This window comes from Pseudomonas sp. Xaverov 83, from assembly GCF_019352905.1.
GTDB classification, from domain to species: domain Bacteria; phylum Pseudomonadota; class Gammaproteobacteria; order Pseudomonadales; family Pseudomonadaceae; genus Aquipseudomonas; species Aquipseudomonas yamanorum.
Map to the genome: position 1 here is coordinate 169,938 of NZ_JAAAFU010000075.1, position 13,386 is coordinate 183,323.

The 13,386-nt window shown below is 56.7% G+C and carries 10 protein-coding genes; 2 read left to right on the top strand and 8 right to left on the bottom strand.

Translation table 11 applies throughout. The features are described from left to right. Positions 1-22: 22 nt before the first annotated feature. On the top strand, positions 23-793 hold the full coding sequence (locus tag K0H47_RS22065; RefSeq protein ID WP_010168506.1) for a 1-acyl-sn-glycerol-3-phosphate acyltransferase: 771 nt from the start codon (positions 23-25) through the stop codon (positions 791-793). A gap of 180 nt (positions 794-973) precedes the next feature. On the opposite strand, the gene K0H47_RS22070 is transcribed toward K0H47_RS22065, so the two are convergent. From K0H47_RS22070 to K0H47_RS22080, 3 genes are all read right to left on the bottom strand, one after another. Further along, positions 974-3,265, bottom strand: a complete 2,292-nt coding sequence (locus tag K0H47_RS22070; RefSeq protein WP_219273633.1) for a CHASE2 domain-containing protein — start codon at positions 3,263-3,265, stop codon at positions 974-976. 18 nt (positions 3,266-3,283) lie between these two features. Then, positions 3,284-4,270, bottom strand: coding sequence for a FecR domain-containing protein (locus K0H47_RS22075; protein WP_374106780.1), 987 nt, complete (start codon positions 4,268-4,270; stop codon positions 3,284-3,286). Positions 4,271-4,545: 275 nt separating this feature from the next. Further along, entirely contained in the window at positions 4,546-4,797 is a 252-nt protein-coding gene (locus K0H47_RS22080) for a hypothetical protein (RefSeq protein ID WP_063033744.1), read from the bottom strand. A 171-nt stretch (positions 4,798-4,968) separates the two neighbouring features. Between K0H47_RS22080 and K0H47_RS22085 the strand changes: the two genes are divergently transcribed. Next, the gene (locus K0H47_RS22085; RefSeq protein ID WP_063033745.1) at positions 4,969-5,691 is read left to right on the top strand and encodes a response regulator transcription factor; all 723 of its coding nucleotides are present in this window, start codon (positions 4,969-4,971) and stop codon (positions 5,689-5,691) included. 71 nt (positions 5,692-5,762) lie between these two features. On the opposite strand, the gene dinD is transcribed toward K0H47_RS22085, so the two are convergent. From dinD to dnaA, 5 genes are all read right to left on the bottom strand, one after another. Beyond that, the gene (dinD, locus tag K0H47_RS22090) at positions 5,763-6,617 is read right to left on the bottom strand and encodes a DNA damage-inducible protein D (RefSeq protein ID WP_219273635.1); all 855 of its coding nucleotides are present in this window, start codon (positions 6,615-6,617) and stop codon (positions 5,763-5,765) included. A 164-nt stretch (positions 6,618-6,781) separates the two neighbouring features. After that, a complete protein-coding gene (gene gyrB / locus K0H47_RS22095; protein WP_219273637.1) occupies positions 6,782-9,205 on the bottom strand; it encodes a DNA topoisomerase (ATP-hydrolyzing) subunit B in 2,424 nt (807 codons plus the stop codon). 4 nt (positions 9,206-9,209) lie between these two features. Next, entirely contained in the window at positions 9,210-10,313 is a 1,104-nt protein-coding gene (gene recF, locus K0H47_RS22100; protein ID WP_003213585.1) for a DNA replication/repair protein RecF, read from the bottom strand. 20 nt (positions 10,314-10,333) lie between these two features. Continuing rightward, positions 10,334-11,437: a DNA polymerase III subunit beta gene (gene dnaN, locus K0H47_RS22105; protein WP_003213582.1), complete on the bottom strand. Its 1,104-nt coding sequence runs from the start codon at positions 11,435-11,437 to the stop codon at positions 10,334-10,336. 39 nt (positions 11,438-11,476) lie between these two features. Continuing rightward, positions 11,477-12,997, bottom strand: a complete 1,521-nt coding sequence (dnaA, locus tag K0H47_RS22110; protein WP_063033748.1) for a chromosomal replication initiator protein DnaA — start codon at positions 12,995-12,997, stop codon at positions 11,477-11,479. Between the last annotated feature and the right edge of the window lie 389 nt (positions 12,998-13,386).

The following is a 13,386-nucleotide window of genomic DNA, read 5'->3' on the forward strand; positions in this document are numbered from 1 at the left end:
TCCCGCAACGGTAAATGCCGCCATGTCGATTTTGCAGGCCATCAGAACCTTCTTCTTTTACCTGCTGCTGGGCACCAGTTCTTTCCTCTGGTGCACCCTGAGCTTTTTTATCGCGCCTTTTCTGCCGTTCAAGGCGCGCTATCGTTTCATCAACGTCTTTTGGTGCAACTGCGCGTTGTGGTTGACCAAGGTGTTCCTGAACATTCGTTTCGAGATCAAGGGCGCCGAAAACGTCCCTGACCAGCCCTGCGTGATTTTGTCGAACCACCAGAGCACTTGGGAAACCTTCTTCCTGTCTGCGTACTTCTCGCCCTTGAGTCAGGTGCTCAAGCGTGAGCTGCTGTATGTGCCGTTCTTCGGCTGGGCCATGGCCATGCTGCGTCCGATCGCCATCGACCGCGACAACCCCAAGGCAGCGCTCAAGCATGTGGCGAAGAAGGGCGACGAGCTGCTCAAGGACGGCGTTTGGGTGCTGATCTTCCCCGAAGGTACGCGGGTGCCCTATGGCACTGTGGGCAAGTTCTCACGCGGCGGTACGGCCTTGGCGGTGAACGCCGGCCTGCCGGTGCTGCCGATTGCCCACAACGCCGGCAAGTTCTGGCCAAAGACGGGCTGGGCCAAGCGTGAAGGCACCATCACTGTAGTGATTGGCGAACCGATGTATGCCGAGGGCGAAGGCCCACGCGCTATTGCAGCGCTGAACGACCGTGCCCAGGCATGGAATGAAGCGCAACAAAGGGCCATGGGTTCGCTGCCGCCGGAGCCGGTTGTTGTCGACACTCCGGTGATTTGAGTTTCTGTGGATAACCTGTGTACGGTTTGTTGGCGAATTGGGCTTTTTCAATTATAGGCTGCTGATTTACTTACATATTTCCCAAGCTCATAAAACAGCGGAAAAGGTGCATAAGTTTTTTCCGCATTAAAAAACCGGTCCTTGAGACCGGTTTTTTATGCACAGGTAAAAAGCAGCCGTTCACTCTCTCCACAATGGCAGCTGAAGGATGAAGGTCGTGCCTTCATCCACCACACTTTCGCAGCCAATTCGCCCACCATGACGATCCACGACGGCCTTGACCATGGTCAGTCCCAATCCCAATCCCTCACTGCCTTGAGCAGAGGCGAAGCGCCGGTATTGAGCGAAGAGTTCTGGCAGGTCCTGCGCAGCGATTCCTCGTCCCTGGTCGCTGACGCGGCATTCCAAACGATCTTCGCGGCTGGTCAGGCTTAACGTCACGGTGGTCCCCGAAGGACTGTATTTGACCGCGTTCTCCAGCAGGTTGAACAAGGCGCGGGTCAGCAGCGATTGATCGGCCCAGACCATTTCCTCGCCGTCTTCATTCAGATCGTGGACCAGGTGGATGCCTTTCAACTGGGCGTGCACCGCGACTTGATCAAATGCGTCGAGCACCAGCATGGCAAACAGGCTGGGCTGGAATTGGTAGCCGTCAGATTCGGCTTTCGCCAGTTGCACGAATGATTCGGTCAGGTTCAGGGCGCGACGGACTTGTTGTTCGATCTGGCCAAATATTGGTGCTGCAGTGTCCTGGACATCCAACAGGGCCAGGATCGCCGAATGCGGAGCGCGCAGGTCGTGGGACAGAAAGCGCAGCAAGGTTTCCCGCTGCTGCTGGGCATCGCGCTCAATGCTCAGGTCGGTGAGGCTGAGTAGCCAGCCCAATGCCACGTCACCGTCCGCGGGCAGCAGCGGGGCCAGGTCGAGGCGCAGGCTACGGTTATGGATGTCGCGGAATTCGACAATTTCCAGTGCCGACAGGGCAGGGCGAACGCCCTCCTGCAGCGGTGGGTAACCCAATGCCGCGAGCTGCTCCAAGAGGTTTTCCGCCACCAGCTCATTGCCGAATACATCACGGGCAATCCGGTTGGCCAGCAGGACGTTGCCCTTGGGGTCGGTAATCAACGTTGCTACCGGCAAACACTCCAGGCCATCGGCCATAAAGCGTCGCGTGTCCCGGGTACGGCTGACCGCTTGTTCCAGGGCAAAGATCCGTCCCTGCAATACATCACCTTGGTTGGCGGGCGCCCTACGCCGCTCCGGGAGCACTTTGGGTTCGTTGTCCAGGCGTGCCAGCTCCCAACCGAAGTAGGCCAGGATCACGCTCAGGCGCCGCCAGTTCCAGATCAGGTAGCTGAGCAACATGCCGATCAGGCAAGCCCCCGGGGACCACCAATGGCCCAGGCGCAACAGGCTCCAGGAACCGAGCAGCGCGGCGCTCATGCAACCGAGAGTTAGCCATAGTGCATAACGCGGACGAAACAACAGCGAGCCCAATAGCAGCGCGACCATGACGATGGCCAGCAGTGTCGCCATCCACGCGGGCAAGTCGACGATGCTACGCCCTTGCAGCAAGCCATTGAGAATGTTGGCCTGGATCTCCACACCGGGGGTGGTGCCGACGCTGGCTGACAGCGGCGTGACGTACCGGTCGCCCATACCCGGCGCAGTGGCGCCGACCAGGATCAAGCGGTCTCTCAGCAGCTCAGGCGGCACCTCGCCACGTAATACGCTGACATACGGCACGCTGGGAAAGCCGGCATGGCTGGCGATGAACGGAATTCGAATGGAGTTTTCACGCTGCCAGGTGTTGCTGTCCGTCGGACCGAGCGCTCCCGGCATGACGGATGGCTGGCCACTCAGTTCAAACGCCAACCAAGCGAGTTGGGGCGTCATGTTGCCTGGCGGGCCTTCGCGCAAATACAGGCTTCGAACGATACCGTCGCCGTCAGCTTCAACGTTGATATGGCCGACACCCCTGGCACAATCGCGCAAGGGCAGCACCGGCAGGATTTGCGCCACAGGTTGATCGTAGCGGGGCGTGCCTTCGCGAATCAACGGCAACAGGACAGTGCCGGCGTTGCACATAGCCTCGGCCAGGCGCAGGTCATTGGCCGGCTCCCGGGCAGGCTCACTGAAGATCACATCAAACAGAATACTCGTGGGTTTGGCCGCGCTCAGCCGATCAAGCAGGTCGGCGTGTACGCGCCGGGACCAAGGCCATTGGCCGAGTTCCTTCAGGCTTCGGTCATCAATGGTCACCAGCAAGATGCGTGGATCCACCGGCAAAGGCGCCAGGCGGCGGAGGCTGTCATACAGCAGGTTGTTGAGAGAAAAGCCCGGGCTCAGTGACAGGAATGCCGTGATGGGTAACAACAACAGGCTGACCCAGAGCCATTCGCGCACCAGGCCATTGAACAGCCGCTGAGCCTGGGTCGGCTGACGCTTTTCAGCCCTGTGCCACAGCCTCACCGGTTAGCGTCCGGAGCACTATTGCACGCGGTTCGCGGGCGGGTAATAGAAGATGTCATAGACCCCGGTTTCTCCCTCAAGCCCGTGTTCATCATAGGCCGACAAACGAACGTGATAGAACGATGCTTTGAGCCCAGTGAAGTGCATTTGCGGCTTGTCGGAGAAGTTTTCCTGCTTGATGTTCAGAAACGCCTTATCGGTCGCGACCTGGGCCCTGTAACGCTGGGCACCGGCTAACGGACGCAGGAACAGCGTCCATACCGGCGCATCGCCTTTTTGCCCGTCCTGGCCCACCAGACGTGGCGCATCCAGCAATTCCACGGGCTTGAGTTCGCCTTGTTTCTTGAATGCCAGACCTTGCCTCGCACCGACCTTCACTTCACCCGCAACCGGACCGGTAATGGGCTTCTTCTTGATCGGTCGTGGGCTCGGTGGAGCATCATCACGATTGACCGCGACTTGCCCATTGAGCACTTCCACCAGTGATTGTTCGCCGTCGTTGCGTACACGGAAATGCGTGCCGCGCACACCGAGCACACCTACCGGTGTCACGATCTGGAAACGGTCATAGTCGCTGGCACGCTTGATCACATACGCCTCAACCTGACCTTCTTCAAGAATGACCTGAGGGATCGATTGCTCCTCGACCAGGTGCAGTCGAACCTGGGAGCTGGACGGCAAGACAATCCGCGAACCGTCTCCCAGCAGAAGGCTGACAAACGCGTCCGGTGAGGTTTTCACACTCTCCTGTTCATCAATGACCATGCCTTCTTCCAAGGCAGTAGACACGCCCTTGGCATCCAGCTTCCAAGCCTCGCCTGTCAGATGCTGCACCACCGCCGGCAGAGGCTGCGGACGGCACATCTGGTTGTCGTCAATGTAGGGCGCGCGGGAAGGGGCGGGACGTGCGAAAGCCGGCATACTCATGACGCCAAGCGTAAGGATCAAGCCTGAGCCCAACAGGGTAGAAATGGCAAAGCGGAATCGGCAGGGAAAAAAGGTCATGGCGCTCATCAAGATTCTAGTTCTAATGGGTCATCAGAAAGCACGTTCAGGAAGCGTCTTGCGCGGGAAGACCTTGAATACCGCCTACGATACTCGATGAGGTATCCAGTCGATAGCCGAAATGTCTGGGGCGTGGGATCTATGCAGAAGATGACACGTCCCTGTGTCGGAGCAATTCCCTCGCCCCAATCCGTGTGTCATCCAGCGACAACGAATTTACCTACAAGATAGGTGCATCGGATCGATTCGCAACATTTGTTCAGATTTGGCGGTGCTTAAAACACCCAGCGTTGGTTCTGCTGTTGTTCGCTGAGCTGCTCAAAGGGTGAGTTGGCGAAGCCCATGCCGTTACCGGGTTCACTCAGGGTTTGACGCTCATCGAATGATGCAGGCATTACCGGCTTCGATGCCCCCACCGTTTCGGTCCCCAAGGTTGCCGCCATTACCACCAATACCAATCGCCCCCACACATTAATCTTTTCCAGAACAATCACACGCCTCGAAACAGCATAAAACCAGATTGCCATTGATCCTTTTCCTGAAGGTCTCGAGCCGGTATCTTCCCAGCTTGGGTATTGACGATTTCGAATGGCTACGGCCATTTGATATCAGCGTACCGAGAGATTCAGAGGGCCTGAGAATCTGGCCATAATTGTTCAGATTCATGCCCGCATTCTTCAATAAGAAAGGACCCTGCCATGCGTGTCGCAATACTGGATGACGAACCTGCTGAACTGCGGCGGGTGGAACAGACACTGCGACAAATCCCCAGCGCTGCGGATCAGCCATGGACGCTGCACTGCTTCGAGCGTGGAGAAGACCTGCTGCGCCAACTGCGCCGGGAAACCTTTGACCTGCTAATCCTTGACTGGCAACTGCCCGACCTCAGCGGCTTGGCATTGCTGCGCTGGACCCGCGAGCACATGGAAGCGCCACCCGCCGCCATCATGCTCACCAGCCGCGATGCCGAGAGCGATATCGTCCAGGCGCTGAACAGTGGCGCCGACGATTACGTCAGCAAGCCATTTCGCCCTAACGAGCTTAAGGCGCGGGTGAATGCTGTTCTGCGTCGCCACGGCCTGCAAAAGTCCGCGGCGAGCGAAGTTCTAACCTTCAACGACCTGACCTTTGATGATGCTGAGCTCACGGTAAGCAGGGCAGGGAAACCCATCAGCCTGACGGAGCGCGAATACCGCCTGGCTCGGTGTCTGTTTGAGAATCTGGCGCGACCACTTTCTCGGGAATATTTGTATGAGCGGTTTTGGACTCATGAAGAAATGGTGTCGTCACGGCCGCTGGATACGCATATTTATCGGCTACGGAATAAGCTCGGACTGACGGCGGAGCGGGGGTGGCAGTTGCTGACGATCTATGGGTATGGGTATCGGCTGGAGAGTGTGACATCTGCTGCCGAGGATTGAGATGTTCCACGTGGAGCATTTATAAATCTCCACCCTTCTCAAAGCATTTAACCCTGCAGTACCCGGTGAACTCACTTCTTCGGTTTGCCGTTTTGCAGCCTGCTCTTGTCTGACTCGATTTGCTGAATACTACTGGCAGGTTTCGGCAGGTCTTCAGGCATCGTGCCACCCAACTCTTCTATGGTTTGTCGGACCTTGCGCCCGACCTCATAGTGCGTGTTGTTCGCTCTGCTTTTACAATCCACATGATCTCGCCGTAATTTCTCTTCGGTTTGCGTCGCTCGGAAGAGATTGGCTGCAAGTTCAGTGCTACCCATATGATCGAGAATCTTTTGACTCTTCTTCAATCCTTTACGGACGTGAATGTCTCTATTACCTAAACCGCCATATAGTCCCTTGTAACCGTGGTCTTGAAAGATGGGGAAATCCATCCCACTTTCTACACCGGCCTCCTTGGCTGCTGCGGCCAAATGCTTGTTGTGAACAGCAAGCTCATTACGAATAGATAGTCGCTTTTCGTCTTCATAAAGTTGCCTGAACGCCTCACTATCACCCAACTCCTGCCTTCTGGTCTGAATGGCAAAATAGGTCTGTCCATTTGCAATAACCGGTTTAGCGGGATCGGCATTTTGCACAATGAGATAACAAGCATAACGGGAGAGGCGCAGGTCCTCCAGTTGACGTTTAGCACCTGACCAAATTTCCACCATTGTGAGGACACCCTCCACATGGTCAGAAATCGTCTGGCCGCTATTACGACAAGCGTCCATTGCCCGCTCAACAACCGGTAAGAAATGGCGATACTGCGAATAATCCAACACCTTTGCCAGTTGACGCGCCAACCAGTATTCATTTCCGTCGAAGTCGACTTGACGGATACCTTCAAAGGTTTCGTGGTGCCTTTGAGCAATGTGTTTGTCTGTCATCTGCGCATCCTCAGTGAGGCACACTTTTTAGCATGACCTTAGAGATGATTGGTTTCCATCGCCCTTTCTACCGTTTCTAAAAATGACAAACCCCGGACATAGCCGGGGTTGTTTTTAAAGGGAGGCATAGACAGCCTCCCTACAATTGCAACTTCGCTGCGCCTTCAGAAGTCCAGGTTGGACACCGCCAAGGCATTGCTCTCGATGAAGTCACGACGAGGCTCCACCGCATCACCCATCAGGGTGTTGAAGATCTGATCCGCGCCAATGGCGTCTTCGATGGTCACACGCAGCATGCGACGCTGAGCTGGGTCCATGGTGGTTTCCCACAGCTGATCCGGGTTCATTTCGCCCAGACCTTTGTATCGCTGAATGGTGTGGCGCTTGGTGCTTTCAGCCATCAACCAGTCCAGGGCTTCCTTGAACTCTTTGACCGCTTTCTTGCGTTCGCCACGCTGGATGTAAGCACCGTCGTCCAGCAGGGTGCTTAGTTGCGCGCCGAGCGTAACAACCGTCTTGTAGTCGTTGCTGCCGAAGAAATCGCGGTTGAAGGTGACGTAGTTCGACAGGCCGTGGGAGATCAGTTCGACCTCTGGCAGCCAGACATTACGTTCACGGTCTTCACGCAGGCTGGCTTTGTAAACCAGGCCGGATTTTTCAACGGTACGCAGACGGACTTTATACTGGGCCAGCCAATTCTGCATATGAGCGTGATCGCCCAACTGCTCGAGGCTGACGGCAGGCAGATAGATGAAGTGCTCGGTCAGCTCCTGAGGGTACAGGCGCGACAAACGCTTGAGGGTCTTCATCACCATGCGGAAATCGTTTACCAGGCGCTCCAACGCTTCACCGGAGATGCCCGGGGCTTCGTCGTTCAAGTGCAGGCTCGCATCTTCCAGGGCCGACTGCGTCATGTACTCTTCCATGGCGTCGTCGTCTTTGATGTATTGCTCTTGCTTGCCCTTTTTCACTTTGTACAGCGGCGGCTGGGCGATGTAGATATAGCCACGCTCGATCAGCTCCGGCAACTGACGGAAGAAGAACGTCAGCAGCAGGGTCCGGATGTGCGAACCGTCGACGTCAGCATCGGTCATGATGATGATGTTGTGGTAGCGCAACTTATCGATGTTGTACTCGTCGCGGCCGATGCCACAGCCTAGGGCGGTGATCAAGGTGCCGACTTCCTGCGAGGAAATCATCTTGTCGAAGCGTGCCTTCTCGACGTTGAGGATCTTACCCTTCAACGGCAGGATGGCCTGGGTGCGACGGTTACGACCCTGCTTGGCGGAACCGCCAGCAGAGTCACCTTCCACCAGGTACAGTTCGGAGAGGGCAGGGTCTTTCTCCTGGCAGTCAGCCAGTTTGCCCGGCAGGCCAGCGATATCCAGTGCACCTTTACGACGGGTCATCTCACGGGCTTTACGCGCCGCTTCACGAGCCCGCGCCGCGTCGATCATCTTGCCGACAACCAATTTGGCTTCGTTCGGGTTTTCCAGCAGGAAGTCGGAGAAGTACTTGCCCATTTCCTGTTCAACGGCGGTCTTCACTTCGGAAGACACCAGCTTGTCTTTGGTCTGGGAGCTGAACTTCGGATCCGGAACCTTGACCGAAATAATCGCGGTCAGGCCTTCACGGGCATCGTCACCGGTGGTGGCGACTTTGTGCTTCTTCGCCAGGCCTTCTGCTTCGATGTAGGTGTTCAGGTTACGCGTCAGTGCCGAACGGAAACCCACCAGGTGAGTACCGCCATCGCGCTGAGGAATGTTGTTGGTGAAGCACAACAGGTTCTCGTTGAAGCTGTCGTTCCACTGCAGGGCGATTTCCACGCCGATGCCGTCTTCACGCTGGATGTTGAAGTGGAACACCTGGTTGACCGCAGTCTTGTTGGTGTTCAAGTATTCAACGAACGCACGCAGGCCACCTTCGTATTTGAACAGCTCTTCCTTGCCGCTGCGCTCGTCCTTGAGGACGATACCCACACCGGAGTTGAGGAAGGACAATTCACGAATCCGCTTGGCCAGAATGTCCCAGCTGAAGTGGATGTTCTTGAAGGTTTCGTCGGAAGGACGGAAATGAATCTGGGTACCGGTTGTTTCGCTTTCGCCGACGATCTTCATCGGTTCTTGCGGAACGCCGTGAACGTAGGTCTGTTCCCAGATCTTGCCGCTGCGACGCACGGTCAGCACCAGCAGTTCGGAGAGGGCGTTCACCACGGAAACACCTACACCGTGCAAACCGCCGGATACTTTGTAGGAGTTGTCGTCGAACTTACCGCCGGCGTGGAGCACGGTCATGATGACCTCTGCCGCCGAAACGCCTTCTTCTTTATGCACATCTACCGGGATGCCGCGACCGTTGTCGCGCACGGTGATGGATTCGTCCGGGTGGATGATGATACTGATGTCGTCGCAGTGACCGGCCAAAGCTTCGTCGATCGAGTTATCGACCACCTCGAACACCATGTGGTGCAGACCGCTGCCATCATCGGTATCACCGATGTACATACCGGGACGTTTGCGTACGGCATCCAAACCTTTAAGCACTTTAATGCTGGTCGAGTCGTACGTATTCGTATTTTCTTCGCTCATGCCTTCACTCCCGATGGTCGTGGGTCTGGGTGATACGGCCTTGTTCCACGTGGAACAAAGCGACTGGCGTTTCCGTCTGCCAGCCTTCCCTCAATAATTCGTGGTCTACACAGGTGATAAACACCTGGCAGCGTAAGTCTTCCAACAAGCGGCATAACGCGCGGCGGTGCTGCTCGTCCAGTTCGGACGGCAAGTCATCCACCAGATAAATACATTGCCCGCGCCGGGCCTGGCTAACCAGATGCCCCTGGGCGATACGCAGGGCGCAAACCACCAACTTCTGCTGACCGCGGGACAAGATGTCCGCAGCATTATGTGCGCCTAATCTAAGGCGCAAATCAGCCCGTTGTGGTCCGGCCTGGGTGTGACCAATTTGCTGATCCCGTTGTAAGGACGTGGCGAGCACTGCACTCAGTTCCCGGTCTTTGTCCCAACCACGGTAGTAGCTCAACGTCAGCCCCTCGAGTTCAAGCAACTCGCTCAAGGTCTGTTCAAAGACTGGTTTCAAGGCTTTGATATAGGCGCGGCGGTATTCATCTATTTCAGCGCTGGCCAGGCACAGTTCCCGGTCCCAGGCCGCTTGCGAAGCGGCGTCAAGTGTACCATGCCGCAGCCATGAGTTCCGCTGCCGCAGGGCCTTCTGCAGGCGCTGCCAAGTGGCCATGAAACGCGGTTCCACGTGGAACACTCCCCAATCGAGGAATTGCCTGCGGATTTTTGGCGCGCCTTCCAGCAAGCGGAAGCTGTCTGGGTTGATCAGTTGCAGTGGCAGGATTTCCGCCAGCTGCGCGGCACTGCGAGCATTCTGCCCGTCAATGCGTATTTGAAACTCCCCCTGGCGATCACGAGAAATCCCCAAGCTGCTATGACCGCCTTCCGCCAATTCGACTTGGCCAAATACCGTGCACGCCAATTGCTCGTACTGAATCACCGGTAACAAGCGGGCACTGCGAAAGGAACGGGCTAGCCCTAGCAGGTGAATGGCTTCCAGCACGCTGGTTTTGCCACTGCCGTTGGCGCCGTGGAGGATATTGATGCGGGGGGAAGGGGAGAAGGTCACCGGGTGCAAATTGCGCACCGCGGTGACCGAGACGCGACTGAGGGACATCTAGCTTCTGCTGAACATGATTACAGGCGCATCGGCATGACAACGTAAGCCGAGTCATCGTTGTCGGATTCTTGCACCAGGGCGCTGCTGTTGGAGTCAGACAGAATCAGGCGAACCTGTTCGGTGGTCATGACGCCCAGCACGTCCAGCAGGTAGCTGACGTTGAAGCCGATTTCCAGGTTGCCGCCGTTGTAGTCGACGCCCACTTCCTCTTCCGCTTCTTCCTGCTCAGGGTTATTCGCCTGAATTTTCAGCTGGCCGTTGGCCAATTGCAGGCGAATACCACGGTACTTCTCGTTGGAGAGAATAGCGGTACGGCTGAATGCTTCACGCAGGGCCTGACGATCACCGATCACCAGCTTGTCACCGCCTTTAGGCAGAACACGCTCGTAATCCGGGAACTTGCCGTCAACCAGCTTGGATGTGAAGGTGAACTCGCCGGTAGTCGCGCGGATGTGGTGCTGGCCCAGGACGATGCTGACATTGCCATCCGGCTCGGTCAGCAGGCGCGCGAGTTCCAGAATACCTTTACGCGGCACGATCACCTGGTGGCGATCCGGCTGACCGATATCGGCTTTCATCGAGCACATGGCCAGACGGTGACCGTCAGTGGCTACGGCGCGGATGATGCCTTCGGAGACTTCCAGCAGCATGCCGTTGAGGTAATAACGCACGTCCTGCTGGGCCATTGCGAAGCTGGTGCGCTCGATCAAACGGCGCAGTCGGCTTTGTTCCAGGCTGCAGGTCAGCGAGCCAGGACCTTCTTCCACGGTCGGGAAGTCGTTGGCCGGCAAGGTCGAAAGGGTGAAGCGGCTGCGACCGGCCTTGACCACCAGCTTCTGCTCATCAACCTTGATGTCGATCAGTGCGTCGTTAGGCAGGCTTTTACAGATGTCCATCAGCTTGCGCGCCGGCACGGTGATCTCGCCAGGTTCGGCGGGCTCTTCCAGCTGGACACGACCGACCAGTTCGACTTCCAGGTCGGTACCGGTCAAGGACAATTGCTGGCCTTCGACAACCAGCAATACGTTGGAAAGCACCGGCAAGGTCTGTCGGCGCTCGACGACGCCTGCGACCAGTTGCAGGGGTTTCAACAGGGCTTCGCGTTGAATGGTGAAATGCATGGTCTAGTCCCTTGCCTTAATAAGCTGCGCTGGTGTTCATCAAGTAGTCAGTGTACGCAGCAGGTTCTTGTAGTCCTCGCGAATATCCGCGTCGGATTCCTTAAGTTCGTTGATCTTGCGGCACGCGTGCAAGACCGTGGTGTGGTCGCGACCGCCAAACACATCACCAATTTCCGGCAGGCTGTGGTTGGTCAGCTCTTTGGAGAGCGCCATCGCTACCTGACGGGGACGTGCTACCGAGCGCGAACGGCGCTTGGACAGCAGGTCGGAAATCTTGATCTTGTAGTACTCGGCCACAGTGCGCTGGATGTTATCCACACTCACCAGCTTGTCTTGCAACGCCAACAGGTCTTTCAGGGATTCGCGAATCAACTCGATGGTGATGTCGCGGCCCATGAAGTGCGAGTGAGCGATGACCCGCTTGAGTGCGCCTTCCAGCTCACGCACGTTGGAACGAATGCGCTGGGCGATGAAGAACGCGGCGTCGTGAGGCAGGTCGACTTTAGCCTGGTCGGCCTTTTTCATCAGGATCGCGACGCGGGTTTCCAGTTCCGGCGGTTCTACCGCGACGGTCAGGCCCCAGCCGAAGCGCGACTTCAGGCGCTCTTCCAGGCCTTCGATTTCCTTCGGATAACGGTCACTGGTCAAGATGACCTGTTGGCCACCTTCGAGCAACGCGTTGAACGTGTGGAAAAACTCTTCCTGGGAACGTTCCTTGCGGGCGAAGAATTGAATGTCATCGATCAGCAAGGCATCAACGGAACGGTAGAACCGTTTGAACTCGTTGATTGCATTGAGCTGCAGCGCCTTCACCATGTCGGCCACGAAGCGCTCCGAGTGCAGGTACACGACCTTGGCATTCGGGTTCTTCTTTAATAGGTGGTTCCCCACGGCGTGCATCAAGTGAGTTTTACCCAAGCCAACACCGCCATAAAGGAAGAGCGGGTTGTAACCGTGCTTGGGATTGTCGGCAACCTGCCAGGCAGCCGCACGGGCCAGCTGGTTGGATTTACCTTCGACAAAGTTCTCAAAGGTGAACGTGCGGTTCAGGTAACTGGTGTGCTTAAGCGCACCTTCTACCTGGACGGTGCGCTGTTCAGCACGAACCGGGGCCTGCTGAGAGCTGGCGCCGGCCATTGGGTCAAAGCTGTCGCGGGACGGCTCTTCATTTATAGGCGCGTTTTTCTGCGACGACGATTTCGAAGGCGTCTGGGCAACCGGGGCCGGCGAGTTATTAACAGGTGCCGCCGCGGCCTGAGCCTGGGAGGCACTGGCTGCCAACGGTGCATTCGGCGCAGCACGAGGTACCGAGCTGCGTTTGCTGCCTATTAATAAGGAGAGCACCGGAGCAAGCCCGTTGCCATGTTCATCGAGCAATTCGAGAACGCGGCTCAGGTATTTCTCGTTGACCCAGTCGAGAACAAAACGATTGGGTGCGTAGACACGCAACTCGTCGCCTTCGGCTTCGACCTGTAGCGGACGGATCCAGGTGTTGAATTGCTGGGCAGGCAGCTCATCGCGCAAAAGCTCCACGCACTGCTGCCAAAGTTCCACTGACACGGATATCCCCTAAGTTGAAAGCCGGTGAGGCAAAAACAGCCGCCATTGTAGCGGCCAGCCGTCCACTTATCCACATGTAGGTTGCTCACAGGGCGCCAAGAATCAATGCCTTAACCGTAAAAAAGGCGACAAATGGTCTGTGCATAAGCTCTGTGGATAAGCGCCCCTAAGCTCGTTGTACAAGTGGGGTCGAAAGTCTGTGGGTAACTGGCCTGTGGATAAGTAGCCATTCCACACACAGCTTATCCGATAGCGCAGCACAGGCAGAGCACCGTTTCTCCCCCGTGTTGTCATTCTCTGTACAGCACGTAGAATATGGCCTTAAGGCAGTTATCCACAGAAGATCGCCTCCCTAGCTTTTATAAGCTTTACAGAAAAGCTTTAAATAA